Below are 26993 nucleotides of genomic sequence, written 5' to 3'. Positions count from 1 at the left end.
CCGTGACTGCTCTTTCGATATAATTTATGAAAAAGCTTTTATCGGTCGATATGTGGCAAAATGATTTAGCCATCAGACGTGTGATCCTTTTCATCCAGATTTCGTTCAGTCGCATTGATCACAACCGTACCTGATGCATCCCCTGTAATGTTGACGGCGGTCCGGAACATATCCATGAAACGGTCGACCCCGGCAATTAGCGCAATCGCCTCCAGCGGCAGATTCAATGTTGTTAAGACGAGTGTCAACATGACCAGCCCGGCCCCCGGTACCCCCGCTGTACCGATTGAGCCCAACGTTCCGATGAGCACTATCGTTAATATTTGGATAATCGACAATTCGACCCCGTAAGCTTGTGCTGTGAAAAGGGCGGCAATACTTAAATAAAGTGATGTTCCATCCATATTGATGGTTGCGCCTAAAGGCAGGACAAAACTTGATATCTTTTTTGATACCCCTAAATTATCTTCTGAACATTTGATGGTGACCGGCAACGTTCCAGAGCTGCTTTGTGTGCTGAATGCTACAAGACTGGCTGGTGCAATTCCCTTGAAAAACCGGAATGGATTCATGTTCGCAAACGCTTTGACGGCTATCGAATACGTAACCAGGGCATGGATGATACAGGCAACCGCAACGATTGAAATGAGCTTGATTAGCGGCATTAAAACAGACAAACCATACTCACCGATGATTGGAGCCAGTAACCCGAAAACACCAATTGGGATCAATTTCATGATCATCCAGGTGATTTTGTACATAATCTCAGCAAAGCCGTCGAAAAAACGATACACCGGTTCAGCTTTTTGTCCAACCATGGTGATGCCGATACCGACGAAGATGGCGAAAAAGATAATTTGCAGAATATCACCACTCGATAGACTCTCAATCGGGTTTGTTGGAATGATGTTCAACAAGATGCTGATGACACCGTCTGTTTCGGTTACGTCAGGTACTTCCCGGGAAGTGGAGATATCGACACCTGTACCAGGGGAGAATAAAGATGCTGCTATCAGGCCAATGGTGACGGCGACAAAGGTTGTGCAGACATAATAGAGAATCGTCTTTCCGCCGATACGCCCGAGGGTTTCCATGCTTCCGGTACTGGCCACACCTGCAATGAGTGATGAAACGATCAAGGGCACAATAATGAATTGAATAAGACGTAAAAACAAATCGCCCAACGGTTGTATGACGGCGATATCCGGACCGAAAATAATACCGGCTAAAATGGCAAGGATAAAGGCAATTAAAATTTGCGATAAGAGGCTTACGTTTTTGATCCTGGCAGCCATAACAGATTTCCCTCCTTTCAAATGTTGTTAATAGATGAATATGTTATGTTCATCAAGATGATAACCATGATAATCAAAATAATTTTATAATTGAAAAAATAATGCTGGAGCAAATGATTTCAGTATGCTTGTTTGACTATGTCATGATAGATAAATCCAGGTATTAATGCGAAAGGAGACGATTCTTGAATGAAACTAAGTGTATTGGATCAAGCACCGATATCATGGGGTTCCAACCCTGAAGAGGCATTAAACAATACACTAAAACTGGCAAACGAAACAGAAAAGCTGGGGTATACACGTTATTGGGTCGCCGAACACCACAACACAAATGGTTTGGCTAGTGCCTCACCGGAAATTCTAATCACCCGAATTGCTGCACATACCAATTCGATTCGTGTTGGCTCTGGTGGGGTGTTACTGCCACAATATAGCCCGTATAAAGTAGCGGAAAACTTTAAAACGCTAGAGGCGCTATTTCCTGGACGCATTGACTTGGGGATCGGGCGTTCACCCGGCGGTTCACAGGATACACGGATGGCTTTAACTGATGGTGTTAATAGAAGCATGGCCGAGTTTCCGCGACAGTTGCAGGATTTGCAGGGCTTCTTGCAAAATACATTGCCGAAAGACCATCCATATCGTTTGGTCAAAGCAGTTCCGAGAACCGAAACAACCCCACCGATGTGGGTGCTTGGTTTATCGGAAAGAGGCGCCAAAAATGCAGCAGAAATCGGGGCAGGATTTATATTCGGGCATTTTATCAATCCGGAACATGGGCGGGCGGCGATTGACGCATACAGGAGTGCTTTTAAGCCTTCCCAACGTTTTGATCAGCTGAGAACGGCAGTTTGTATTTTTGTCGTGTGTGCCGATACGGAAGAAGAGGCAGAGGAACTGGCTTTAAGTCAGGATAAATGGCTATTGAATGTTGGGAAAGGCTCTGATACGAAAGTACCTTCCATTAAGGAAGTCAAAAATCGAACGTTTCGCCAGGAAGACTTGGAAGTGATTCAGAAAAATCGCAGCCGGTGTGTGATCGGGACACCGGAACAGGTGAAACAAGCGTTGGAGCGCCTGAGTGAGTATTACCAGACAGATGAATTTATGATTATCACGAATATTTATGATTTTGAGGCCAAAGTTCATTCGTATCGATTGTTGGCTGAGACGTTTGACCTTTAAAAAACGATCAGGAACTAAGCCTGATCGTTTTAATGTTGCATATGGTCTGTGACAACTTCGGGAAAAAAGTTGTGAACTTCGGGGTTTTTCCTGTGAACTTCAGGAAATACAGCGTAAACTTCAGGAATTTCCTTGTGAACTTCAGGATTTCTAAATGGTATCCCCAGTAAAAATTGAATTTTTGACAACAACATAATCAACATGACGGATGGCCTGTAATTCTTTGCCGCCTGCATAGGAAATAGCAGACTGAAGATCCTGTTTCATCTCGGTCAATGTAGCCTGTAGTGAGCCTTTATGCTCGACATACATTTTCTTGCCTTCAACGTTTTTCTTCTCACCTTTTTGAAATTCCGAAGCCGATCCAAAATATTCTTTGTATCGTTTGCCGTCTTGCTCAACCGTTTCACCCGGTGATTCCTCATGGCCGGCAAACAAGGAACCAATCATAACCATTGAGGCACCAAAACGAATCGACTTTGCGATATCACCATGTGTACGGATACCCCCGTCAGCAATAACTGGTTTGCTGGCTGCTTTGGCACACCATTTGAGCGCCGCCAGCTGCCAGCCACCGGTGCCAAAACCGGTTTTTGTTTTGGTGATACATACTTTCCCCGGTCCGATGCCGACTTTGGTGGCATCTGCACCGGCGTTCTCCAGCTCTCTGACTGCTTCCGGTGTTCCAACATTTCCTGCGATCACAAAGCTGTCAGGCAAATAGTGTTTAATATACTGCAGCATATTAATCACAGCATCAGAATGACCATGAGCGATGTCAATCGTCATAAATTCCGGTATGAGTTCTGCTTCTGCCAACTGCCGGATAAAGCTGTATTCATCTTCTTTGACACCAACGCTTATTGATGCAATCAGTCCGCGGGCATGCATATCACGGATGAAGTTGGCTCTTGTTTCCGGGTTGAAACGGTGCATAACATAGAAGTACCCGTTTTCCGCCAGGTTTAGTGCTACTTTTTCGTCGATAATTGTTTGCATATTGGCAGGCACAATAGGCAGATTGAATGTGTAGCCGCCAAAATTCACCGTTGTATCACATTCGGAGCGGCTGCTGACAATACATTTGGCTGGTATTAATTGAATATCCTCGTAATCAAATACATTTTCCATCGTTACACCCCTAAAAACGAATGATAAGTATAATAATAAATAAAATGTTCGTCTAATTGTTAATGTACATGACTTTTATAAATATGTCAATCAACAAAATGGAAAGGGGGAGGTGATCGTTATCAGAATAATTGAATTTTAATAACCGGGTTGTATTCTTAGTCAAAAATGCTATAATAGACAACAATCAAATAGCTATTTTCATATAATCGCAGGAATATGGCCTGCAAGTTTCTACCGGTTTACCATAAATGAACCGACTATGAAAGAAAGCAGTACAAGAGGATGACCCCGCGAAGATGGTGAATTCCTTTTGTGCAATGTTCGGATTTTCGACGTACAGGACGTACTAGTGTAGGTGTTGCGACAGGACGTCGCGAACTTAGCCTGCTGACGTCAGGGCAGACTAGTGCAGGCGTTACGATAGAACGTACCGTAGTTAGCTGATGCTCGTCCACGTTATTGATGACCCGAAAAACATGGCTTTCCTCATAGTTTGAGTGGAAGCTTGTTTTTCGGGTTTTTTAATTCCTGGAAAGGAGATCAGGATGGAATCACTCAAACAAAACATTTTGACAGAAGGAAAGGTTTTATCCGATTCGGTCATAAAAGTGGATGCATTTTTGAATCACCAGGTTGATCCTGTATTCATGCAACGTATCGGAAAGGAATTTGCTTCGCGGTTTGCAGGTTCAGGCATTACCAAAATTCTGACACTTGAATCGTCGGGAATCACACCAGCTGTTATGACGGGATTGGCCTTGCAGGCTCCGGTGATTTTTGCCCGGAAACGCAAATCGCTCACGCTGAATGAGCATCTTTATTCAACAGAAGTTTATTCCTACACTAAAAAAGAAGCGAATGACATATCGATTTCAAAAGACTATGTAGACAGTGATGATGTTGTGCTGATTATTGATGATATTTTGGCGAACGGTCAGGCGGCCCTAGGAATGATTGATCTGGTTGAACAGGCTGGTGCAACGCTGGAAGGAATTGGCGTTGTAATTGAAAAAGGGTTTCAGGAAGGTGGAAAGATGCTGCGCGAACGCGGCATTCGTGTCGAGTCATTGGCAACGATTGCGTCACTGGCTGATGGTCACGTTACATTTCAATCGAAGGAGGCGATACGATCATGAAAACAGCTGCTTTAAGTTTTCAGCATTTGTTGGCGATGTATGCCGGTGCGATTTTAGTGCCGCTCATTGTGGGGGAGGCACTTAGCTTAACATCCGACCAGTTAACGTATCTAGTGGCCATTGATATTTTGATGTGCGGGGTTGCGACGATTTTGCAAGTGGTCCGTAACCGGTTTTTCGGGATTGGCCTTCCCGTTGTGCTTGGCTGTACGTTCACGGCAGTGGGGCCAATGATCGCGATTGGTGGTGAGTTTGGGATAACAGCCATTTATGGTGCAATTATCGTTTCGGGTGTCGTCGTTTTCTTCATCAGCCGCTTCTTCGGCAAATTGGTTCGTTTTTTTCCACCGATTGTGACGGGGACAGTTGTGACGATTATCGGTATCACACTGATCCCCACGGCCATCAACAATATGGGCGGGGGAGAAGGCGCCAGTGATTTCGGTTCGATCAACAATCTCGCGTTGGCATTCGGGACGCTAGTGTGCATTATTTTGTTGTATCGTTTCACAAAAGGCTTTACCCGATCGATTGCAATACTACTTGGTTTGACAGCCGGGACTGTTGCAGCGATGTTGATGGGGAGCGTTGATTTTTCGGCAGTTGGCGACGCGTCATATTTCCACGTCGTTCAGCCATTCTATTTTGGCATGCCGACGTTTGAATGGTCTGCTATTTTGACGATGATTCTAGTGGCGATGGTGTCCCTGGTCGAGTCGACGGGTGTTTATTTTGCGCTGGGGGATATGACGGAAAAAGACTTGAAGGAAGCGGATCTTTCCAATGGTTATCGTGCGGAAGGTTTAGCTATTTTGCTCGGCGGGATTTTCAATGCCTTTCCGTATACAGCTTTTTCGCAGAATGTCGGGTTGATGCAGATGACAGGTGTCAAATCACTAAGGGTCATTATAATCACCGGTTTGATGCTCGTCTTACTTGGACTGATTCCCAAGATAGCAGCCGTGACAACCATTATTCCGACGGCTGTTCTGGGCGGTGCGATGGTCGCCATGTTCGGAATGGTTATTGCCCAGGGAATAAAAATGTTGAGTGTTGTGATATCTGACTCCCCAGGAAATGCGATGATTGTTGCCTGTTCAGTCGGCATGGGCATGGGCGTAACAGTGGTTCCGGAGTTGTTCCACAACTTCCCGTCAAGTATTCAAATTCTGACAAGTAACGGGATTGTAGCAGGCAGTGTGACGGCCATTGTCCTGAATATTGTATTCAATATGACACCGGTAAAAGCGAAAACCCGGACAACCATTGTGCATCAGGAAAGTGCCTGATCAGTTTAGGGGACCAGTTTTGGGATTGTTTTGATTAGTGGATTATGATATAAAAATAGTAATGCTCGTCCTGTTTAGATCAACCTGGCTCTTTAAAATACTTACATTGGCAAGATGACAAATGCTTTTAATTGGAACAAACGCTGAAAATTCCGTATCACCATGATGAGTGGTACGGGATTTTTTATCCATAATACACTGGTATCTTTGCTTTTTGCCAAATTCTATATATAGTGATTTAAATCACTTTAAAACACTATATATTGTGTTATATTCAAAGCGAACGAACAAAACAAAGGAGAGATATTTTATGTTTCAAAGCTCAGAAGACATTATTGAAACGTTCACATCCCATGCGGATGACAAGAAAGCGGATTATTTAAAACACGAAAACAGCAATTTTGTTTATTCCTTACCTCTTCTGCGTCATAACTTAAACAATCATGCTGAGCAGGATTTTTTGTTTCGTCATATTCTTCCAAACCGAATCAAGGAATTATATGACGAAGGTGTTATCTATGTTCATGATAAACAGTTGGCGCCATATTGTGTATCAATTAGCTGCCGTGACATTGCCATGATAGGAATACCATCACTTGCTAAAAACATGATCAAATCGAGGCCAACAAAACGCTTGTCTATTCTTGTTAGACATTTCAGTAATGTCGTTACACTAATTTCTCAGCAAGTTTCCGGTGCGGTAATGCTTGCACAGCTTTCTACCATTGCTGCATCCTATTTGTACAACGAAGATAAATTTGGTTCATATTATTCAGATGACGATTTAAAGCAACTCTTTCAAAGCTTAATTTGGGAATTAAACATGCCGCTACGTTCCGGTGCGCAAAGCAGTTTTTCGAATATTACATTGGAGTTTGGCAAACCTTCAGAAGAAATTAAAGATGAATATATTGTCATTGGCGGGGAAGGTCTGCCAATTAAGTATTCAGAGATTCCGTCTGAATATTTTGACCGTATAAATCAAGCGATCATTAATGTAATGAGTGAAGGCACGGGAAGCGACGGCATCCCATTTACATTCCCATTAATGACGATTCAAATTGATGATGACTTCAATTATCATAACCCGCTTTTTCTTGAATTATTGGATAAGATGTATCATTGGGGTGGGGTCTACTTTGAAAACTTTAAAACCAAACCATTTGAAGATCCATATTATAAAGTGTTGAATCCCGCCATTCAGGCGAAGGATCCCGAAGTAAGCCGCAGTCTTTGCTGCCGGTTGCAGATTAACTTAGAAACACTGTCCAAAGCCGGCGGTGGTGTATTTGGTTCTTCTACCGGCTCGACTGGTGCTGTACAAGTATTAAACTTAAATGCAAATCGATTACTATTGGAATTTGGCCATGATATAGACTTGGTTAAAGACAAAATGCGTGAATATATGGAGATTATGCAAGAAGCACATATGGCCAAGCGGAACTGGCTGGAACAAAACAGAGATCTTTACCCAACATTTTTTGCCTACAATAACAATTTAAAAAATTACTTTAATGTCTTTGCGATTACTGGGGTGAACGAAGGTCTCATTAACATAGGTTATCAAGATGGTATTAAAGACGAAAAGGGACAGTTAATTGCTCATGAATTAATGCAGCATATGACAAATATTGTTAATGCGTTTATTGTGCGTGACAAAGTAGCTTGCGGTATTGAGTATGCACCTGCTGAAAATGCCGCGATTAAACTGGCCCGACATGATAAAAAATGGGCTGAAGCACATAATCGAGCCATTTTCACACAAGGTGAAGGCGAAAATCCATACTTAACAAGTGGATGTATGACACCATTTTCTGAGGAAGATTTCCTAGACCAATTGGAAAACAGCGCCGAATTTCAAGGGTATGCGACATCGGGAAGTGTCTTGCACCACTTCTTGGAGTCAAAGGTAGCAGCTGAGAAATTGGTTATCTATTTAGATAAAATCTTTGAAAAACCAATTAATTATATAACGTTAACACCAACCATTACGTCGTGTATGGAATGTGGTCAAAAAATCATCGCTGAAGATGCAAGAAACATCCACACTTGCCCGAGATGCGGCTCACAGGATATTGCCACATTTAGTCGTGTGATCGGCTATTTGAAAATGATTGCACGAAACAATATTAATACAGATGAAAAAGGGTATTACAAAGGAAAATACAATTTTTGGTCCAAAGCTCGTCGTCACGATTGGAATGTGCGCAAACGAATGAAAAAAGAAACGGTTGAAGAAGTGGTAGGACATTGAAGTTTTATAACCGATTCATTCGCACGTTTCAAGATGTGCCGGAACATACCACATTGCTTATTCATTCATTATCAGGTTGTCTACTGCATTGCTATGGCTGCCATAACTATGAAGAAATAATTGCCAGGACGCCTCGGGAACATAAAACAAAGGAAGACTTGTATCTATATCTGAAAAAGAGCGGCTTTTTATTTGATGCTGTGATGTTCAGTGGCGGAGAATTTTTAATTGATAAGTTAGACGAAATTACGGATCTGCTGCAAGTGGTACGCAACGTATTTACAGGAAGGATAGTCATCGCAACCTGTGGTGTATACAATAAGAAAATAAAACATTTAATTGATCAGGACCTGGTTGATGGCATTCACGTTGATATGAAACTTCCTTATCATTTATTGGATCCTGTAGAAGATCAGGACATTTTCCAAGATGTGATGGGAATAAAACCGAATCAACAACTCATTAATAATTTACTCGACAGCATCGATACCGTCATTGCGCACAATTCGCCGATTGATCAAGTTCGAACCGTAAAATACCCAATTCTTGCTGATGTGTTTTTCGAGGAAATTAGAAAATATATTGAAACCCGAAAAAACTACTATAACAGTGGTGTTCCATATTTCTTAAACCAATTTGTTTCTCCTGAATAACTGTATCAAGACGTGTTTGACCCAAAAGGTTAATCATTCATATTCGAATGCCAAATTATCCCGTATCACTTTAAAAGTGGTATGGGATTTTTTTATACTCCGTTCTATCTCTGTTGCTAAAAGGAAAACCTTACTTTCCAGAATACCTCTAAATCAACTTCTTTTATTGAATGATGGATAAAAAACGCCTTAAATAATACGGTTCTGCTATTCCCGTATCGTTTTGAACACGCAAGTAAGAATCATAATTTTAAAATCCCTGACTTAGGAAGAACAGTTATGAATTATGTGGAAATATTTATATAAATTTATAAATATACACTTGACATTATTTTTATACATTTTATAATAGGGAGAAATAAAACGCGGGAGGTGACGATGTCATATGAACGTAGCGATTATTGGTGCAACTGGGTACGGTGGAGCAGAACTTATACGTCTATTGCAGCAACATCCTGACGTCACCATTCAATCCTGTCATTCATCAAGTCAGCACGGGTCAGAAACGGTGGACAGTTATCCACACCTGCAAGCGGTTGCCGGAATGGAGCTTAAGCCTATTGTTACGGAAGAAATCGCTAGGGATGCTGATCTTGTCTTCACGGCAACGCCATCAGGTGTGTCATCAGAACTAGTGCCGGAATTAATCAAAGCGGGCACCCGGGTCATTGATCTATCTGGTGATTTTCGATTGAACGATACAGAGCAATATGAAGCGTGGTATAACAAGAAAGCACCTAATGCGGCAGTGCTTGATAATGCGGTATACGGACTTACGGAATGGCTGGACACCGATCTGACAAAAGCACAGCTGGTTGCTAATCCGGGTTGTTATCCGACTGCCGCCTTACTTGGGTTGGCACCGCTAGTAAAACGTCAGTTGATTGATCCCAATACAATTATCATTGATGCCAAGACCGGCGTCAGTGGCGCGGGGAGAAACGCTACCACCGTTACACATTTCACCGAGATGAATGACAATTTGAAAATCTACAAAGTTCATGAACATCAGCATACACCGGAAATTGAGCAAGTTCTGTCCGACTGGAGTTCCCATGCAGGTGCCGTAACGTTCAGTACGCATCTCGTACCTATGACAAGGGGCATTATGACAACGATTTACACGGATGCACCAGAGGGCATGACGACTGAAAAACTAGTGGCCTTATACAAAGAGAGCTACAAAGATTGCTATTTTGTCAGAATACGAGAACAGGGTACATACCCAAGTACCAAAGAAGTTTATGGGTCGAATTTTTGTGATGTGTCACTGGCCTACGATGAACGAACCAACCGGATTATGATCGTTTCGGTTATTGATAATCTTGTTAAAGGGGCAGCAGGTCAGGCTGTGCAAAATATGAACCGGATGTTCGGGCTTGATGAGAAAACAGGTTTGGCATTTGCACCTGTTTATCCATAAGGAACTGTTAGCCGCCGTTATTTGGCGGGTTACTGACCATTACAGGCGGGATAGATTCCATGAAAGGAGGAGGAACAATGGTGCTGACAAAAGAAGGCAGCATTAAAAAAATGGAAAAGGGGACGATTGTGACACCGGCCGGGTTCCAGGCATCGGGCATGCATACGGGTGTGAAGCGCAAACGAAACGATCTTGGGATGATTTATTGTGACGTGCCTGCTAGTGCTGCTGCGTTATATACACTGAACATCATTCAGGCAGCACCATTAGACGTTACGAAAGACAGCATTGCTCAAGAGGGGAAATTGCAGGCGGTAATTGTCAATAGCGGTAACGCTAACGCCTGTACCGGGATAAAAGGCAAACAAGATGCGTATACAATGCGCCGGGCTGCGGCAGAACAATTGGCGTTGCCGGAAGATAGGGTTGCTGTTTCCTCAACCGGCATTATCGGGCTTGATATGCCAATGGATAAAATCATTCCAAATATTGGAAATCTTCATCTGTCAACCGATGAAAATGCGGCGGCAGCTTTTAACGAATCGATCTTGACGACAGATACCACGACTAAATCGACGTGCTATCAAACAACCATTGATGGGCAAACCGTGACGATGGCTGGTTCGGCAAAAGGGTCCGGTATGATTGAGCCAAATATGGGGACTATGCTGGCATTTATAACAACGGATGCTGCCATTGAACCGGAAATGCTGCAGGTGGCGTTGAAAGAGGCCACCGATAAGACATTCAATCGCATTACAGTGGACGGTGATACATCGACGAATGACATGGTGCTCACAATGGCCAGCGGAAAGGCAGGCAATGAAAGCCTGACACCGGAGCATCACGATTGGGATCAATTTACCGACCTGTTGCAGTCCACATGTGAAGATTTGGCAAAGATGATTGCACGAGACGGGGAAGGGGCCACCAAGTTAATCGAAGTGAATGTGACAGGCGCATTCGATGACGATCAGGCGTCTAAAGCAGCCAAAACGATTGTCGGCTCGTCACTTGTCAAAACAGCCGTTTATGGGGCAGATCCTAATTGGGGGAGAATTCTTGCCGCCATTGGCCGGAGTGGCGTCGATGCGGATGCGCAAACAATTGATGTATCTCTCGGTACAATTCCGCTGCTGCAAAACAGTCAGCCACTGGCATTTTCCGAAGCGGAGGCCTCGGAGTATTTAATGAATGATGATGTCAGCATCACGGTCAATCTGAATGCCGGCAATGGCAGTGGGAAAGCGTGGGGTTGCGATTTAACGTATGATTATGTGCGCATTAATGCTAGCTATCGGACGTGAGGGGGGCGCATGATGGATGAGATTGCAGTTATTAAATGTGGCGGCAGTATCATTGACAATTTATCAGACCGGTTTTTCGATAACATCAAGCAGCTTCAGCAGAATGGCATCCAACCGATTGTCGTACATGGCGGTGGCCCGGCTATTCAAGACATGCTGGGAAAACTTGATATTCCGTTTTCGTTTATTGACGGGTTACGCACAACATCCGCTGAGGCGATGGATGTTGTGGAAATGGTATTGGCCGGGCATGTCAATAATGCTATAACACGAAAAATGAATACGGCTGGTGTTCAGGCAGCAGGTTTTTCCGGCTCGGATGCCAATCTGATGACTGGTGCTCCAAAGGATTTGCCAACTTACGGCTATGTCGGCGATGTTTCGGGTATCAATGTTCCATTTTTGCTGCAAATCCTGGATCAAGGCATTGTCCCGGTCATTGCGCCGATTGCAGCCGGCAAAAACGGTGACAGGTATAATATTAATGCCGATAGTGCCGCGGGTGCCATTGCACAGGCGATAAATGCCGAAAAACTGATTTTTGTGACAGATGTACCAGGCATTATAACGGAAGAGGGGTTGCTCCCGTCAGCAACAGAGGCGGAAATTGAGGAACTCATTGCCAAGCGGGTCATTCATGGCGGGATGATTCCAAAAGTGAAAGCGGCACTTGCCTGTTTAAATGAGGACTTGCCCACTGTCATGATCGCCGATGCGAATCAGGCGATCAATCAAGCCGGGTTCACCGGCACAGCGATTAAACGATCAGAGGAGGCTGTATAACGTGTCAGCACTTTTTCCAACATATAAACGATTTAATCTATCAGTCAAACAGGCATCAGGAACGACGGTTGAAGACACAGACGGCAACACTTACCTGGACTTTGGAGCAGGCATTGGCGTCTGCAATCTTGGACACCGACACCCGGACGTTCAACTAGCACTGGAGAACCAGCTCAATCAGTATTGGCACGTATCCAACCTGTATCAACAGCCGATTCAGGAAGCAACAGCAAAATGGCTTATCGAAAATAGTACGGGTGACCAGGTGTTTTTCTGCAATAGCGGCACCGAAGCAAATGAATCAGCCATCAAACTGGCCCGCAAAGCAACAGGTAAACATAAAATCATTTCATTTAAACAGTCCTTTCACGGGCGCACATTCGGATCCATGGCGGCAACCGGTCAGGAAAAAATCCATACCGGGTTCGGTCCGATGCTTGAATCCTTTCACTATGTGCCATTTAATGATCGTGATGCTGTTAAACGGGCTGTGGACGGTGACACAGCTGCCATTATGATGGAGATGATCCAGGGCGAAGGCGGCATTCATATGGCTGACCCTGACTTTGTACAGGAAGTGGCACATGTATGCCGGCAAAATGACGTCCTTTTAATCATTGATGAGGTCCAGACGGGTATTGGCCGCACAGGTAAACCATTTGCCTACCAGCATTACGACATTTCCCCGGATATCATCACGTCAGCGAAAGGGCTTGGTGGCGGTGTCCCTATCGGTGCCATGATGGCTAAAAAGACGCTTCGTGATGCATTCGGACCGGGAAGCCATGCGGCAACATTCGGTGGAAATCCACTGGCCATGGCAGCAGCACAAGCGGTATTGAAGCATGTTTTTCAGGACGATTTTTTACATGGGGTGACGGAAAAAGGCAGGTATTTGCAGGAACGCCTGAATAAGTCTGTTGGGGATCTGCCGGTTGTGTCATCTATTCGAGGTAAAGGGCTGATGATTGGCATCGAATGCACTGAGGATGTATCCCATAAGATCAGCTCATTAATTGACAAAGGACTGCTCGTTTTAAATGCCGGTCCTAATGTTATCCGGCTTCTACCGCCGCTTATCGTGAGCAAACAGGAAATAGATGTGGCAGTTCAATTGCTAAGTGGTGTACTGACTGATGAAAAAGCCTCTATCACATAATATGAATCGTCTAACAAGCGCCTCTAATCACTTAAAGGAGAGGCGCTTTTTTAGTTGTCAGCTGATCACGATACTGAGTAATACGACTTCGTCAACGGACTCACCTTCGTTTTGATGTTGCTTCACGCGTATTGGAATATGATTACGGCAATGGCTAAATAATGTGAAGGCCCTTTTGCCCATACTAGGACAAGTATGACTGAAAGAGGGATGAGAAAGATGTATGAAGAAATATTAAACAACACGGCACATCGTGATTCACCATTGCCTGATGCCCCCTGGGTTATGATGCAGCAATGGGACCATCTGTTGTTTAGGCATTATCCGATTCCATGCCACGTACTCACCCCGTATTTGCCACCCGGGCTTCAACTGGATACGTTTTATGGTAAGGCATGGCTCAGTATCGTCTCTTTTAAAGTGAGCCAAATACGCCTGCGCAAAATGCCGTTGGTTCCCTTTGCCGATTCTTCCTTACAAATTAATGTTCGGACATACGTGATGCGTGGTAATCGAAAGGGTGTTTATTTCTTCAGTTTGGATATGAATCGATTACTTGCCGTGCTCGGTGCAAGGGTTGCAGCATTGTCAACTTATTTTGCAAATATGTCGATGGAAAATCGGGATGGTGTTATACATTTTTCCAGTGAACGGCGCGGTAAGGAAGCTGGCAGGTTGAAAGTCGCTTATCAGCCAAGTAGTGACATTTTTTATGCAGAACACGAGCGTCTGACAAATTGGCTGTTGGAGCGCTACTTTTTGTGGACATACAGGAATGGATCACTCTTGCGTGGGGCGATTCATCATAAAAGATGGGAAATACAAGAAGCGGACGTACAGACGGAAAAGCAATCGTTGACATCGTTTCTTTCTAGCCACGATTTAGGTGCTCCTTTGGGACATTATGCTGCATCACAAGTTGCTCTCATTTGGATGCTCAGGAAAGAGAGATGAGGAACAAACTATTCCGATCAAATTGTCCGATACATCTGGTGAGATTCGCACACCTGCTCTAAAACTTGGGGAGCATACACGAAAAATAAAAAGAGGGTAGCGGCAATATCTGATTTGCCGGCGAAAAACGAAGCAGTCTTTAGCTGAAGACTGCTTTAATACCTATCACTCCCAAAAAAGCTTCGGAACGATTGCAATGTGGCTTTCCGGTTGACGGCTCCAATGGATGTGGTTATCGGGATCCCTTTTGGGCAGACCTGAACACAGTTTTGCGAGTTACTACAGCCCTGCAGGCCGCCGTCCTCCATGAACGCTTCAATGCGGTCCTCACTGTTCATGTCACCGGTTGGGTGGGCGTTTTTAAGTCGTACTTGCGGGAACACAAACGGTCCCATGAATTCACTTTTATCATTCACGTTCGGGCACGCCTCCAAGCAGACACCGCATGTGAAGCATTTGGAAAGCTCATAGGCCATCAGACGTTTTTTCTCATTCATACGCGGGCCGGGGCCGATGTCGTATGTACCATCGATAGGTATCCACGCCTTTACCTGTTTCAGGGAATCGAACATGCTTTCCCGGTCAATAATCAGATCACGCACAACCGGAAAGGTCCGCATCGGTTGAATTCGAATCGGTTGTTCAAGGTCATCAATCAGCGTGGCGCAGGCTTGTTGCGGCACATCATTGATCACCATCGAACATATGCCGCACACTTCTTCCAGACAACTCATTTCCCACTGGATTGGAATGGTTTCGTCGCCAGCTTTATTGACCGGATTCTCCCGGATATACATAAGCGCGGAAATGACATTCATATTCGGTCTATATGGTATGGAAAATTCTTCTTTATAGGGGTCGGAATCGGGATCTTTCTGTCGTTCAATGATTAAATGTATGGTTTTCTCATCAGTGGTTGTCGGCATGTTGTCTCTCCTTTCTGAAAAGCAATCACCGTTTCATGTGAATTCCGTAATAGTAGTATTGGAATGTCTTTTTAAATTTATACAATACGCGGAAAGTATGGTAACATAAATATAAGCAAGTTAACCGATTTAAATACTAGGGAAAGGTCGTGGTAGCATGAAACGGGCAGGAATTGTCGGTGGGTTGGGACCTGAATCAACGGTCGATTACTACCAATCATTTATCCAAAAATATCAGGAAGGTATGAACAGTAAGCAGACGCTGCCGGAGCTGTTTATCAACAGCATCAACATGTATAACATTTTTCAGTATATCAGCGAAGACCGGCTGAATGATCTGGTTGAGTATGTAGGCGGAGCGGCTCGGCAATTGGAAGACATTGGCGCTGATTTTGTGGTCGTCTCCGCGAATACACCACATATTGTATTTGACGACGTGCGGAAAAAAGTAACGATTCCGATGATCAGCATTGTCGAAGCAACGTATGACAAAGCAGACGAATTAGGGCTGCAAAACGTCGGGCTGCTGGGTACCAAATTTACGATGGAACATGACTTTTTCAAGAAACCATTCCAATCGGGCAACAAAAAGATTGTTACCCCTGCTCAAGAAGACCAGCAATTCATCCATCAACGAATCGTGGATGAACTGGAAAATGGGATTGTGAAAGAGGACACGAAAGAAGCTTTTCTGAGTATCGTCAACAAGCTGATCAAGGAAGAGCGACTGGATGGTCTGATCCTGGGGTGTACGGAACTGCCCATGATCCTGAAAGAAGGGGATGTCGATATTCCGTTGTTGAACACTACGGAGATTCATGTCGATAAAATGGTAGAAGCGGTGTTTTCAGATTGATCTGGGACTCCAGTGTTTCCGATTCAATCGAGCGACAGCAGCCCCAACGCGAGCGAGAGGAGCCTCAACTCGAGCGAGAGCGCCATCAACTCGAGCGGGAGCAGCCCCAACTTGAGCGAGAGGAGCCTCAACTCGAGCGGGAGCAGCCTCAGCGCGAGCGACAACAGCCCCAACTCGAGCGAGGGCAGCCCTAACTCGAGCGAGAGCAACATCAACTCGAGCGAGAGCAGCCTCAACGCGAGCGGGAGCAGCCCCAACTCGAGCGACAACAGCCCCAACTCGAGCGAGAGCAGCCCCAACTCGAGCGGTAGCAGCCTCAACTCGAGCGAGAGCGCCATCAACTCGAGCGAGAGCAGCCCCAACTCGAGCGAGAACGACAACACTACCAAATCAAGCAGCAACAGCACCCACTGAAAACAGAGCTCTGATTATGTCAGAGCTCCGTTGATCTTTTTATGCTTGTTTTTCGCCCCGGCTACCGCCTGTCTTGCGAAAAACCACCAGCCAGCTAACAACCGTTACAAGCAATAAAATACCCAAATAAACATAAATGCCGAAGCTTATCGATAAGACGAGAAAGTGAATAAGTGCGAACAATCCCGCAAACAGCATCAGTAAGATATTGACCCCTGTATTTGTATCCTGTGCAAACTCAAACGATTGGCTGAATGGATAGGTTTCATCATTTAAGAGTTTGTACGAAATAATCGTATGTAGACAAGCCGCCAGAAACACAGTAATTAAGTCAGGTATAATCCTTACAGAAAAAATAACGGTAAAGACCACACTTAATACCATGAAAATAGGTAAATAAAGTTTGACAAGAAAGGCCTTGATTGTCCCGCGGTGGAGTGAGATCGGGTCCTCAATCGGTGTTGCACGTAAAATCCAAGCCCCGTTATAGTTTTCCGAGTATTTGAGCATATGAATGATTGATGGAATCATGATACTGCTGAAATAAATGGTTAAATACGTTTTACCTTGCCCAACCTCAGAAAATGAACCATCACTGAACGAATTGAACAAAAAGATAAACGGAAAAATAAACGCCATCCCAAGTACCGGATAAACTTTTAATTTAAATTCCCTTTCTTTTTTCATCATTAAGGATGCAAATCTGAAAAACGCGCGCTCCTCCCGATCGAAACAGACAAAACGGGCAAACAGATTGTCAGGCCTGAACATTTTCTTTTTATTTGTCCCGGAATGGCTCAATAGCTTCTCTAAATTTCGTTCAAAAGCAGGCATCAACCGGGCGTATAGGATAATCGAGATAACCGGGACGATGAAAGCGGCTAATGACAAAATGATGATCCCGCCTGACATGTTTTGACCAAGCAACCATTCAAATGGCGCACCAAACCAAATCGGCGGAAGCAATAAATGCCACCAGCTAAACGTATAGGAAACCGTTAAATCAACCACTTCAAAAGAACGGGCCAGCAGTTGATAGCCAACGACAATTCCAACCGATAAAAGGATTTGGACATAATTGATAATATCCTTTAAGCGTTCCCCGTTGAAAAAGGTTAGTGTAACTATGTACACAAGTGCGGTCAGGGCGATAATAAAGATAACGTTTAATAATAACAGGCCTAAAAACAATAACGAAAATAAAACGCCCTTGGTGACAATCATGACGATAAACGGGATGGCCAGAAACGCCCCCGTCAACAACGACATGTAAATACTGACGTGAACCATTTTGGCTGCACTGATTGTTTTTTTACTCACCGGTTTTGTACCGATTATGTTTTTATCCCGGACATCCAGCAATACAGATGTAAAATCAGAAATCATCGATGTCATCAGGAAAAACATCATGATGCCAAACATGAGACTCATCTGCAGCATATAATGATCGCCAAAAAATAGAAAAGGAATCAGGATGAGCCCGTACAGTCCATACAGCCATAATGATTTGAGAAACTGATTGCCTTCTTTCTTTTTTGCTCCGTTCATATTGAAAATGGTCGGAACACGCCGCTGGTCCATTGTTAATTTCAGCTGGAGGATTTTTCGCAGGTCGGCATAGTCAATACCAAACCGCTTAAATAGAAATTGAAACCGATCGAGACATTTTAATGAACGGAAATCATCCATGACGATCTTCCCCACCAACAATCCCGACAAAATCTCGGGCAACATCTTCATGCTCATCAAATCCTGTCAGCTGATTAAATATTGCCTCCAGCGTTCCTTCTTTACTTTGCTCTCTTAACGCCTCAAAACTGCCATCAGCTTCAACTTCTCCATCGAGCAGCAGCACAATACGGTTACTGATTTTTTCGACAACGTCCATGATGTGCGAGGAATAGAATATTGTTTTCCCTTGGGCAGCGAGCTGTGACAGAACTTCTTTAATAACCATCACACTATTGGCATCCAACCCATTTAACGGTTCATCGAGAAACAATAAGTCAGGATCATGCAGCAAGCTGGAAATGATTAAAACCTTTTGCCGCATCCCTTTTGAAAAAGAAGCAAGCCGTGTGTGGAAAACATCTTCCATTTCAAATGCATGCATTAATTTTCGCGCCTTGACTTCTACGTCCACTTGATCCAATCCGTAGAGTTCACCAATGAACGTCAAGTATTCGCTGGCCGTGAGATTATCATAAATCTCTGCATTCTCCGGTACGTAGCCGATTTTGCGTTTGTATGTATGATCACCTTTAGAGATATCCTGTCCAAATATTTCAACTTTCCCATCATAATCTTCTATTAAGCCAAGCATGATTATAACGGTCGTACTTTTCCCGGCGCCATTGGGACCGATATAGCCGATGATCTGGCCCTGATAAACGTCTAAATTGATGCCATTTAGCACGTTTTTCCCACCAAAATTCATCGTTAAGTCCGTAAGCGATAATACGTTTTCATCTTTCAATCATAATCCCCCTAAACAAAATCGTATAACAATTCTAACATAATGTGGTTTATGTAGGGGGGTTCAAGCAAAAAACACCTTTTCCTGCCACTCTAGTCAGACAGGAAAGGTGTATTCGAATTAGCCTCTATTAATGCCATATTCACAAATGGCTTCGGATAATCAAGTTCGCCTTTGATGCGTTTAACGTTAACCTTTTCCCCTTGGAGCCATTTGTTGAAATTAAAAATCACCGGTTTTCGATCCGGGCCGATGGCAAACCAAGCTTTCATCTGGGCCGGGAAATAGGCGGCGGTGTGAAGCGTTCCGGCCGAGGCGTCATATTTATTCGAGAAAACTTCCTTCGCCGAATCATTCATCACTCGGAAAGCCTGGTACGGATCAGTTGCATACCGTTGCTGCTCCTGAATGGCCTCTTCCCGCCGGCGTGATTCTTCCTGCCGGTATCGGTTTTCCTCATCCAGCACATGGAAATGGTTGGTACACACATTGGATCTGCGTGCTGCAACTTCTCTTGGTGAAGCTTCCACAACATATGACTTACCGCTTTGGTCCAACAAAACATAGCTAAACGAATGCCGGTGCGGAATGGCTTTCAACACGGTAATAGCCTCTTCAACGCTGGCACATGTTTCCAGAATCATGCGTCCGATCATATTGCACAGGAAGCCATCTGCTGATTGTTTACGATGGGTGAAATTATAGCCCATGACGAGTCCTTTTTCATTCATCCCATCCATCCGGCCGGTAATTTGCATGGACGGACCGATGACGGCATACCCTTGATCGGTCGGCTGATAAAGCAGATAGCGTCCCTCATAGGAAACAGGGTGGCTGTCATAATTGCGGATCATGTAATCGGAATCGGTAAAAATGGAACAGCCGCTCCAGCCATATTCTAGATAATAGCCGCCAAACTGCTGGATCGCATCGTTCATCGTCATATTAAGCGCATTGGCCAGACCGCGAATTTCATCCCAGATTCCCGGGGCAAATGTCATAAGCGCCTGTTTAACGTCTGCCGGGTTAATTAAAAAGTGACGATCTTTCCGGGGCTCCCATTGTTTTTGCCGGTTAGGGAGAATGGGCGAGTCTCTGAGTTGTTCGCCCTGGACATAACCGAAGTCATAATGTGTTCCTCTATATTGGAAAACGTCACTGTAGACCTGTTTCACTGATGTCAGTCCTCTTTCATTTTCAAGCTAATGACAGTGTATGGCATGTGCTGGTGAAAGCAAGTCATTTGCTTGAATTGCCTTTCGAATCGCCGAATTAGCTTCCTTATCTGTTGCCTTTATCACTGAATAGAATAACCGCCCAGCGAAAAACTAACGGTATGGATAAATGTCGTATCACTAAATAGGAAGGTTGAGTCATATGAAAAAGGTAACAATCGTCTTTTGGGTGACGTTGGTCATTACTGTTGGGTTATCCATACTGGGAGCCGTTTTGCCTGATCAGTTTGAACGAATATCGGGAAACATCATGGGCTTTATTTCGGCTCAGTTTGGCTGGTTTTACTTGGTCATTGTCACGTTATTCGTTCTATTTTGTTTGTATTTGGTTTTCAGTCCGTATGGAAAAATCAAGCTGGGAAAAGCTGGTGAAAAGCCAGAATTCAGTTATCCATCATGGTTTGCCATGCTGTTTAGTGCGGGGATGGGGATTGGTCTTGTCTTTTACGGTGTTGCCTCGCCGGTATCCCACTATATAAAGACCCCACCGGCAGCCGAACCTGGCACAAGAGAGGCACTTGAGGATTCCTTGCGTGTGACATTTTTTCACTATGGCATTCATGCATGGGCCATTTACGCGGTGATTGCGCTTGTACTGGCTTATTTTATGTTTCGTCATGAAAAACCTGGACTCGTCAGCGCTTCACTGGAATCCCTGTTTGGTGAACGGATGAAAGGAGCCTGGGGGAAGGTGGTGGATGTCATTGCGGTATTTGCCACGATTGTCGGAGTAGCGACAACACTGGGATTTGGCGCCACGCAGATCAATGGTGGTCTTGCTTATTTGTTTGAACTACCGATTTCATTTTGGGTCCAGCTTATCATCATCCTGATTGTAACGGTTTTGTTTATGATTTCGACGTATACCGGCCTCAGCAAAGGCATTAGGTACTTGAGCAATGCCAATATGGGGCTGGGTGGGATCCTGCTTTTGGCCACGTTGATCCTCGGGCCGACCTTATATATCTTGAATTCATTGACGGATACAATCGGCTCCTATATTCAGCAATTGCCATCTGAAAGTTTCCGTTTGTCGCCCAATGATGAATCTGAACGGCAATGGGTGCTGGATTGGACAGTCTTTTTTTGGGCCTGGTGGATTGCCTGGTCTCCGTTTGTCGGGATATTCATTGCTCGGGTTTCAAAAGGGCGTACCATAAGAGAATTTTTGTCAGGTGTTTTGATCGTACCGACTGTTGTTGGGTTTTTATGGTTTTCAACGTTTGGCATTTCAGGGATTGACGCCCAAAATAATGGCGTTGATATTGCCGGACTTCCTGAAGAACAGGCTTTGTTTGGGTTGTTTGATCAACTGCCATTTGGGATGATTTTATCGATTCTGGCCATTCTGCTGATCAGCACGTTTTTTATCACATCTGCAGATTCGGCTACATTTGTCCTTGGCATGCAGACTACCAATGGTTCGATGTCACCACCAACAACGGTGAAGTTCACCTGGGGGCTGGCGCAATCGACCATTGCAGCGGTACTGTTGTACACTGGCGGGCTGCAGGCTTTGCAGAATGCTTTAATTTCAGCCGCACTACCATTCTCATTTATCATGTTGCTCATGATTATTTCTTTCTATAAAGCGTTGAAAAAGGATAAAGAGAAAAATTGGTCCTGACAAAGTGACGAAGCTGTCTTATCTGACCGGTTCCAGTCTGGTAAGACAGCTTTTTAAAAGAAACTATAAAATTTTGGACGACGTTTTCAATACCGAAATGGCTAATTCGCCGATTTCTTCAAGTCTGACTTCCGGCCTCTGACCTCTGGAAGGACGAGGCGGGAGCCGAGTTTTTCTTATGTTTTAGGTTACATCGCCGACTGCCGCCATCATTGGAAGCGTTCGAATAAAAATGGCCGGGAAATATGGGGAGGCGGCCGGATTGCTGTCAAAGTGGCCGGATTATCTTTCAAAACGGTCGAATTAAAGATCATACCGGCCAAAAATGACAACAACTGGCTGGATGACCCTTTTCCAAACGTGAAAGGATTGGTACTTTTTAATGGGTTTGCAATTATTTGGCTGCAGTTGTATAATAATTTTAAATCATTTTTAAATTAGGGATTTTAGGAGCTAAATAAGAAGGTCGAGGTGTCGTTAAGCGTTATTGCAGGAAAGTTTCCCGGCTTACTAGGGAACTTAACAGTATATAAAGCTTTTTAGTGAAAAACTTTAATAGGGAGTGTTTTTTCTAATGGAAGATCTTTATCCTTCGCGAAAAAAGGACCAGCCGGAAATTTTGGAACGAAAGGACCCTGTCATACACACGGATCGATCCAACGATAAAGGGGCCCCTATTTCAAAAGAACAGCTTGATTCCTATGATAAGAATGGGTTTTTGCAGATTGAGAATTTCTTCTCTGACGAGGAAGTTAAAGATATGCAGAAAGCCATTTTTGAATTGCAGGATTCGAATAAAGATGTCACGTCCGATAAAGTGATCCGTGAACCGGAAAGCGATGACATCCGTTCTATTTTTCACGTGCATCATGACGACAACTACTTCAAAGACGTTGCAAACGACCAGCGGCTACTGGACATTGTGAACCACCTACTGGGAAGCGATGTCTATATACACCAATCCCGTATTAATTACAAGCCTGGTTTCAAAGGAAAGGAATTTGACTGGCATTCGGACTTTGAAACATGGCATGTAGAGGACGGCATGCCTCGGATGAGAGCAGTCAGTTTGTCGATTGCCTTGTCTGACAACTATACATTTAACGGACCTCTGATGCTTATACCGGGGTCCCAGAACTACTATGTCAGTTGTGTAGGGGAAACACCTGACAATAACTATAAGGAGTCACTGAAAAAACAAAAATTCGGCGTGCCTGACGAAGAGAGCTTGCGCCGGCTCGCTGAAAAGGGAGGCGGCATTTCCGTACCAACCGGGAAAGCGGGCTCCATAACGCTATTTGAATGCAACACCATGCACGGGTCAACGAGCAACATTACCCCGTATCCGCGCAACAATTTATTCATGGTATACAATAGTGTGGAAAATCGTCTGGTTGAGCCATTCTCGGGCAGCAAAAAACGCCCGGAATACATTGCTGTACGAGATAGCGGTGTCCTGACCATAAGTTGAATCAGACAATAAATAAAAACAGCCGGGAAACTTTCCTGATTTTAATCCTGGCGATTAGGCGGCCGCCTCAAAAGGTAAGCTTTTGGGGCGGCCGTTTTTTGCATGGCATTAAAATTGATTTGACCATCCGTAGCAGAATGATAGAATCAAGGGGAGAACGGCGGAATCAACAGAAGAATGAAAGAATCAACAGAAGAACGGCGGAATCAACAGAAGAACGAAAGAATCAACAGAAGAACGGCGGAATCAACAGAAGAGCGAAAGAATCAACAGAAGAACGGCGGAATCAACCGAAGAATGAAAGAATCAACAGAAGAGCGGCGGAATCAACAGAAGAATGAAAGAATCAACAGAAAGGCGGCGGAATCAACAGAAGAACGAAAGAATCAACAGAAGAGCGGCGGAATCAACAGAAGAATGAAAGAATCAACAAAAAGTCAGCTGAAAAAGGTGCCTCGGGAAATTGGGTTGATTCCATAAAAACGCACAGATTCCCGCAATGGAAATTCTGTGCATTTCGTACGGCTGCTATCATGTTGTCTGGTCATACTGATTCACGTCAAACAGGTCGATTAGTTCAATATCCGGGTGATTGTCTTTGAACCAGTTCATGGAAAATTCGTTTTTAAACAACACAACGTAATTGTCGGAGCGATCCCTGACAAGCATGTTGCGCTCATCGTACATGGATGGGTCGACTTGTTCGGGCTTCAGCCAGCGTGGCACCCGCTCACCAATTGGTTCGAGCACGACATCGACATTGTATTCATTGCGCATCCGATACTGAAATACCTCGTACTGCAGTTCACCAACGGCTCCTAAAATATACGATTCGGAACGGTGATGTTTATACAGTTGAATCGCGCCCTCCTGGACGAGCTGTTCGATGCCTTTTCTGAACTGCTTCGCTTTCATCACGTTTTTCGCCGTTACGCGCTGAAACTGCTCCGGCGGGAATTGCGGCAGCTCTTGGTATTCGAATAGATGATTCCCTTCAACTACCGTGTCGCCGATTTGATAGGCGTTTGGATCATAAATCCCAATAATGTCGCCAGCATATGCTTCTTGAACCGTATCACGGGAGGAGGCAACAAACTGTTGTGATTGGGCCAGTTTGATGGGCTTGCCAGTACGTGCCAATTTGACGCTCATGCCGCGTTCGAATTTACCGGAACAGACGCGCAGAAAGGCGACCCGGTCACGATGAGCCGGGTTCATGTTTGCCTGGATTTTGAAAATGAATCCGGAAAAGTCCGGATTATCCGGTGAAATGACGCCTTCTGTTGACTTTCTTGGTGCTGGTGCAGGGGCCATCGAAATGAACGTATCGAAAAATGTTTGGACCCCGAATGGTGCCAGGGCACTTCCAAAAAAGACAGGTGTCTGATCACCGGACAGGACAGCGTCGAGTGAAAATTCGTCACCGGCTTCTTCCACCAGTGCCAGCTCGTCATTGGCTGCCTGATAGGTCCCGTCGGAAACTAATGCTTCATGTTCCGGATTGTCCAGATCGGCATATGGAATATAGGTTTCCTCTTCATTGCCGTTGTACTGGATGAACTGCTCCCCGTAGCGGTCAAATGTGCCGAGGAACCGTTTGCCCATTCCGGCTGGCCAAGTCATCGGATAAGTCTCAATGTCCAGCACTTCCTCGATTTCTTCAAGCAGCTCGAGTGGCTCGCGTCCTTCACGGTCCAGTTTATTAATGAAGGTAAAAATTGGAATCCCGCGCATTTTACACACTTTAAATAATTTAATGGTTTGTGCCTCAATACCTTTTGTCGCGTCAATAATCATCACAACACTGTCAACGGCGGTTAACGTCCTGTACGTATCCTCACTGAAATCCTCGTGACCGGGCGTGTCCAGAATATTGACTTGATAGCCATTGTATGGGAAATTCATTACGCTGGAAGTAACCGAAATGCCACGCTGCTTTTCAATTTCCATCCAGTCGGACGTGGCAAATTTGCCCGATTTTTTTCCTTTAACGGTTCCGGCTGAACGAATCAGGTTCCCGAACAACAGTAGTTTTTCAGTCATGGTGGTTTTCCCGGCATCCGGGTGTGAAATAATGGCGAATGTTCGTCGTTTACTGACTTGATCCTGTGTCGTCATAAAAATCCCTTTCCATTTTATGATATTAACAAAACTGTGAGCTGATGGGGGATTTTAGATTTACATTGGTATAATGCTCCTTATAATACGTTTTAAAATGTCGTCTTATTCTTTCAAAAGATAGCATGTTACCCGGTGTTCGTCAAACGGAAACACGGTTAGCGGGTGTCAAACATTCTATATTGCGTTTCTGAAATGTGGGCTGTTGACTGAATGGGTGAGCAAGGTACGATGGCCAAAGATTGGCATATTAAGGTTATCTTTGTTAAGATACGTGTCAAACGCTAATTGTTAGAGTTGTCATACTCAAATTGTTCAACGGTGGAGGTCATAGTTTGAAACAAATTACGATGAAGGAACTCGCGGAAAAAGTGAAAAACAAAGAAGACGACGTCAATGTTATTGATGTTCGGGAAGATGAAGAGGTAGAACAAGGCAAAATCCCCGGTGCCAAACATATCCCATTGGGCGAGGTTCCGGAGCGTCTTGGCGAACTGGATAAAGACGAACACTATTACATGGTTTGCCGTTCCGGTGGCAGAAGCGGCAAAGCAAGTGAATTTTTGGAAACACAAGGCTATCATGTCACAAATGTTGATGGCGGCATGCTGGCCTGGGACGACGACGTCGAGTAACCATAGCTGTGATGATGATTGTCCGGGTTTCCAGGGATTATTGTCGAGGAAGGCAATAAAAGAATAATTAACGATTGCAACCTGTCCCGCTGATTAATTGCGGGGCAGGGTTTTAAAATCGCCATATTAACGTGTTTATCCCGAAATTATATGGGGGATATTTGTACCGAAATTCTCACAAGTTAGGTCAAGTATCCCATCATATCTCGGCATCCTGTGAGGATATGAATAACACCTTGACAAAATACCATGCGGGGTATATTATGACAATAGTCCCTTTGAAGAGAAGCGCGTATACCGGTAGCCCCATTGGGATCAAAGGAGTGACAAACTTATGGAATATGAAGCAGATGTTAAAAACCGTGTGAAACGGGTTGAAGGCCAAGTCAGAGGACTGTTGAAAATGATGGAGGAAGAAAAGGATTGCCGTGATGTTGTTACACAAATGACAGCAGTCCGTAATGCCCTTGATCGCACGGTAGCACTTCTTGTCAGCCAAAATCTCGAGCAGTGTATTCGTGAACAGAATCAAAACGGTGAAAATTCGGAAGACCTTGTTAAAGAAGCCGTCAACCTGCTTGTCAAAAGCAGATAAAAATGGCTGGCAAACGGCTTATACTTTTACAACCTGAAAATAGGTTAAGTCACATAAATAGTGCTAAC

24 protein-coding genes and 1 riboswitch are annotated in these 26993 nt (G+C 44.4%); of the genes, 16 read left to right on the top strand and 8 right to left on the bottom strand.

The annotated features are described in order from the left end of the window. Positions 1–65: 65 nt before the first annotated feature. On the bottom strand, positions 66–1295 hold the full coding sequence (locus ACFQ4A_RS05320; RefSeq protein WP_382398334.1) for a dicarboxylate/amino acid:cation symporter: 1230 nt from the start codon (positions 1293–1295) through the stop codon (positions 66–68). Between the two features lie 189 nt (positions 1296–1484). Between ACFQ4A_RS05320 and ACFQ4A_RS05315 the strand changes: the two genes are divergently transcribed. Further along, the gene (locus ACFQ4A_RS05315) at positions 1485–2480 is read left to right on the top strand and encodes an LLM class flavin-dependent oxidoreductase (RefSeq protein ID WP_382398332.1); all 996 of its coding nucleotides are present in this window, start codon (positions 1485–1487) and stop codon (positions 2478–2480) included. A 150-nt stretch (positions 2481–2630) separates the two neighbouring features. On the opposite strand, the gene guaC is transcribed toward ACFQ4A_RS05315, so the two are convergent. Beyond that, positions 2631–3611, bottom strand: coding sequence for a GMP reductase (gene guaC / locus ACFQ4A_RS05310; protein WP_382398330.1), 981 nt, complete (start codon positions 3609–3611; stop codon positions 2631–2633). A 181-nt stretch (positions 3612–3792) separates the two neighbouring features. Next, a riboswitch (purine riboswitch) is annotated at positions 3793–3894 on the top strand. A 265-nt stretch (positions 3895–4159) separates the two neighbouring features. Between guaC and ACFQ4A_RS05305 the strand changes: the two genes are divergently transcribed. The 9 genes from ACFQ4A_RS05305 to ACFQ4A_RS05265 all read left to right on the top strand — a co-directional run bounded on the left by ACFQ4A_RS05305 (position 4160) and on the right by ACFQ4A_RS05265 (position 14572). Further along, positions 4160–4750 (top strand): xanthine phosphoribosyltransferase, encoded by a 591-nt coding sequence (locus ACFQ4A_RS05305; RefSeq protein WP_382398328.1) that lies wholly within the window; start codon positions 4160–4162, stop codon positions 4748–4750. Then, positions 4747–6039, top strand: coding sequence for a nucleobase:cation symporter-2 family protein (locus ACFQ4A_RS05300; protein WP_382398326.1), 1293 nt, complete (start codon positions 4747–4749; stop codon positions 6037–6039). Before ACFQ4A_RS05305 ends, ACFQ4A_RS05300 begins: the two co-directional genes overlap by 4 nt. 310 nt (positions 6040–6349) lie before the next feature. Continuing rightward, positions 6350–8293, top strand: a complete 1944-nt coding sequence (nrdD, locus tag ACFQ4A_RS05295) for an anaerobic ribonucleoside-triphosphate reductase (protein ID WP_382398324.1) — start codon at positions 6350–6352, stop codon at positions 8291–8293. Beyond that, positions 8290–8946 carry a 4Fe-4S cluster-binding domain-containing protein gene (locus ACFQ4A_RS05290; protein WP_382398322.1) on the top strand — a complete coding sequence of 219 codons (657 nt, stop codon included), beginning with the start codon at positions 8290–8292 and terminating at the stop codon, positions 8944–8946. The genes nrdD and ACFQ4A_RS05290 overlap by 4 nt, the downstream gene beginning before the upstream one ends. A gap of 385 nt (positions 8947–9331) precedes the next feature. Then, complete coding sequence (gene argC / locus ACFQ4A_RS05285; protein ID WP_382398320.1) at positions 9332–10369, top strand: N-acetyl-gamma-glutamyl-phosphate reductase; 1038 nt, start codon at positions 9332–9334, stop codon at positions 10367–10369. A 77-nt stretch (positions 10370–10446) separates the two neighbouring features. Next, on the top strand, positions 10447–11676 hold the full coding sequence (gene argJ / locus ACFQ4A_RS05280) for a bifunctional ornithine acetyltransferase/N-acetylglutamate synthase (protein ID WP_382398318.1): 1230 nt from the start codon (positions 10447–10449) through the stop codon (positions 11674–11676). 12 nt (positions 11677–11688) lie between these two features. Then, positions 11689–12459 (top strand): acetylglutamate kinase, encoded by a 771-nt coding sequence (argB, locus tag ACFQ4A_RS05275; protein ID WP_382398316.1) that lies wholly within the window; start codon positions 11689–11691, stop codon positions 12457–12459. 1 nt (position 12460) lies between these two features. After that, a complete protein-coding gene (locus ACFQ4A_RS05270; protein ID WP_382398314.1) occupies positions 12461–13618 on the top strand; it encodes an acetylornithine transaminase in 1158 nt (385 codons plus the stop codon). A gap of 219 nt (positions 13619–13837) precedes the next feature. Continuing rightward, positions 13838–14572 carry a YqjF family protein gene (locus tag ACFQ4A_RS05265; protein ID WP_382398312.1) on the top strand — a complete coding sequence of 245 codons (735 nt, stop codon included), beginning with the start codon at positions 13838–13840 and terminating at the stop codon, positions 14570–14572. Between the two features lie 155 nt (positions 14573–14727). Here the strand turns inward: ACFQ4A_RS05265 and sdhB are convergent, their stop codons facing one another. Beyond that, the gene (gene sdhB / locus ACFQ4A_RS05260) at positions 14728–15498 is read right to left on the bottom strand and encodes a succinate dehydrogenase iron-sulfur subunit (protein ID WP_382398310.1); all 771 of its coding nucleotides are present in this window, start codon (positions 15496–15498) and stop codon (positions 14728–14730) included. 157 nt (positions 15499–15655) lie between these two features. Between sdhB and ACFQ4A_RS05255 the strand changes: the two genes are divergently transcribed. After that, positions 15656–16354, top strand: a complete 699-nt coding sequence (locus ACFQ4A_RS05255; RefSeq protein WP_382398308.1) for an aspartate/glutamate racemase family protein — start codon at positions 15656–15658, stop codon at positions 16352–16354. Positions 16355–16377: 23 nt separating this feature from the next. On the opposite strand, the gene ACFQ4A_RS05250 is transcribed toward ACFQ4A_RS05255, so the two are convergent. The 4 genes from ACFQ4A_RS05250 to ACFQ4A_RS05235 form a co-directional block, all read right to left on the bottom strand. Next, the gene (locus ACFQ4A_RS05250) at positions 16378–16755 is read right to left on the bottom strand and encodes a hypothetical protein (protein WP_382398306.1); all 378 of its coding nucleotides are present in this window, start codon (positions 16753–16755) and stop codon (positions 16378–16380) included. 52 nt (positions 16756–16807) lie between these two features. Continuing rightward, positions 16808–18457, bottom strand: a complete 1650-nt coding sequence (locus ACFQ4A_RS05245) for a hypothetical protein (protein ID WP_382398304.1) — start codon at positions 18455–18457, stop codon at positions 16808–16810. Further along, on the bottom strand, positions 18450–19244 hold the full coding sequence (locus ACFQ4A_RS05240; RefSeq protein ID WP_382398302.1) for an ABC transporter ATP-binding protein: 795 nt from the start codon (positions 19242–19244) through the stop codon (positions 18450–18452). Before ACFQ4A_RS05240 ends, ACFQ4A_RS05245 begins: the two co-directional genes overlap by 8 nt. A 92-nt stretch (positions 19245–19336) precedes the next feature. Next, positions 19337–20419, bottom strand: a complete 1083-nt coding sequence (locus ACFQ4A_RS05235) for a C45 family autoproteolytic acyltransferase/hydolase (protein ID WP_382398300.1) — start codon at positions 20417–20419, stop codon at positions 19337–19339. Positions 20420–20621: 202 nt separating this feature from the next. Here ACFQ4A_RS05235 and ACFQ4A_RS05230 point away from each other — a divergent pair, with 202 nt between their 5' ends. From ACFQ4A_RS05230 to ACFQ4A_RS05220, 3 genes are all read left to right on the top strand, one after another. Next, positions 20622–22106, top strand: a complete 1485-nt coding sequence (locus ACFQ4A_RS05230) for a glycine betaine uptake BCCT transporter (protein ID WP_382398298.1) — start codon at positions 20622–20624, stop codon at positions 22104–22106. A gap of 574 nt (positions 22107–22680) precedes the next feature. After that, positions 22681–23577 carry an ectoine hydroxylase gene (gene thpD / locus ACFQ4A_RS05225; protein ID WP_382398296.1) on the top strand — a complete coding sequence of 299 codons (897 nt, stop codon included), beginning with the start codon at positions 22681–22683 and terminating at the stop codon, positions 23575–23577. A 177-nt stretch (positions 23578–23754) separates the two neighbouring features. Further along, the gene (locus ACFQ4A_RS05220; RefSeq protein ID WP_382398294.1) at positions 23755–24057 is read left to right on the top strand and encodes a hypothetical protein; all 303 of its coding nucleotides are present in this window, start codon (positions 23755–23757) and stop codon (positions 24055–24057) included. A 51-nt stretch (positions 24058–24108) separates the two neighbouring features. Here ACFQ4A_RS05220 and ACFQ4A_RS05215 read toward each other — a convergent pair whose 3' ends face one another. Continuing rightward, on the bottom strand, positions 24109–25695 hold the full coding sequence (locus ACFQ4A_RS05215) for a peptide chain release factor 3 (protein WP_382398292.1): 1587 nt from the start codon (positions 25693–25695) through the stop codon (positions 24109–24111). Positions 25696–26030: 335 nt separating this feature from the next. Between ACFQ4A_RS05215 and ACFQ4A_RS05210 the strand changes: the two genes are divergently transcribed. Both ACFQ4A_RS05210 and ACFQ4A_RS05205 read left to right on the top strand, forming a co-directional pair. Continuing rightward, positions 26031–26330 (top strand): rhodanese-like domain-containing protein, encoded by a 300-nt coding sequence (locus ACFQ4A_RS05210; RefSeq protein WP_382398290.1) that lies wholly within the window; start codon positions 26031–26033, stop codon positions 26328–26330. A 334-nt stretch (positions 26331–26664) separates the two neighbouring features. Further along, complete coding sequence (locus ACFQ4A_RS05205) at positions 26665–26925, top strand: metal-sensitive transcriptional regulator (protein WP_382398288.1); 261 nt, start codon at positions 26665–26667, stop codon at positions 26923–26925. Positions 26926–26993 lie beyond the last annotated feature (68 nt).

This window comes from Lentibacillus salinarum (assembly GCF_042679865.1).
Taxonomy (GTDB): domain Bacteria; phylum Bacillota; class Bacilli; order Bacillales; family Amphibacillaceae; genus Lentibacillus; species Lentibacillus salinarum.
This window is presented reverse-complemented; position numbering and strand designations above follow the sequence as displayed.

Coding starts and splice junctions, on each gene's coding strand:
- ACFQ4A_RS05320 (WP_382398334.1), bottom strand. CDS start 1,295: ATGGCTGCCAGGATCAAAAACGTAAGCCTCTTATCGCAAATTTTAATT.
- ACFQ4A_RS05315 (WP_382398332.1), top strand. CDS start 1,485: ATGAAACTAAGTGTATTGGATCAAGCACCGATATCATGGGGTTCCAAC.
- guaC (WP_382398330.1), bottom strand. CDS start 3,611: ATGGAAAATGTATTTGATTACGAGGATATTCAATTAATACCAGCCAAA.
- ACFQ4A_RS05305 (WP_382398328.1), top strand. CDS start 4,160: ATGGAATCACTCAAACAAAACATTTTGACAGAAGGAAAGGTTTTATCC.
- ACFQ4A_RS05300 (WP_382398326.1), top strand. CDS start 4,747: ATGAAAACAGCTGCTTTAAGTTTTCAGCATTTGTTGGCGATGTATGCC.
- nrdD (WP_382398324.1), top strand. CDS start 6,350: ATGTTTCAAAGCTCAGAAGACATTATTGAAACGTTCACATCCCATGCG.
- argC (WP_382398320.1), top strand. CDS start 9,332: ATGAACGTAGCGATTATTGGTGCAACTGGGTACGGTGGAGCAGAACTT.
- argJ (WP_382398318.1), top strand. CDS start 10,447: ATGGTGCTGACAAAAGAAGGCAGCATTAAAAAAATGGAAAAGGGGACG.
- argB (WP_382398316.1), top strand. CDS start 11,689: ATGGATGAGATTGCAGTTATTAAATGTGGCGGCAGTATCATTGACAAT.
- ACFQ4A_RS05265 (WP_382398312.1), top strand. CDS start 13,838: ATGTATGAAGAAATATTAAACAACACGGCACATCGTGATTCACCATTG.
- sdhB (WP_382398310.1), bottom strand. CDS start 15,498: ATGCCGACAACCACTGATGAGAAAACCATACATTTAATCATTGAACGA.
- ACFQ4A_RS05255 (WP_382398308.1), top strand. CDS start 15,656: ATGAAACGGGCAGGAATTGTCGGTGGGTTGGGACCTGAATCAACGGTC.
- ACFQ4A_RS05245 (WP_382398304.1), bottom strand. CDS start 18,457: ATGGATGATTTCCGTTCATTAAAATGTCTCGATCGGTTTCAATTTCTA.
- ACFQ4A_RS05230 (WP_382398298.1), top strand. CDS start 20,622: ATGAAAAAGGTAACAATCGTCTTTTGGGTGACGTTGGTCATTACTGTT.
- thpD (WP_382398296.1), top strand. CDS start 22,681: ATGGAAGATCTTTATCCTTCGCGAAAAAAGGACCAGCCGGAAATTTTG.
- ACFQ4A_RS05220 (WP_382398294.1), top strand. CDS start 23,755: ATGAAAGAATCAACAGAAGAACGGCGGAATCAACAGAAGAACGAAAGA.
- ACFQ4A_RS05215 (WP_382398292.1), bottom strand. CDS start 25,695: ATGACGACACAGGATCAAGTCAGTAAACGACGAACATTCGCCATTATT.
- ACFQ4A_RS05205 (WP_382398288.1), top strand. CDS start 26,665: ATGGAATATGAAGCAGATGTTAAAAACCGTGTGAAACGGGTTGAAGGC.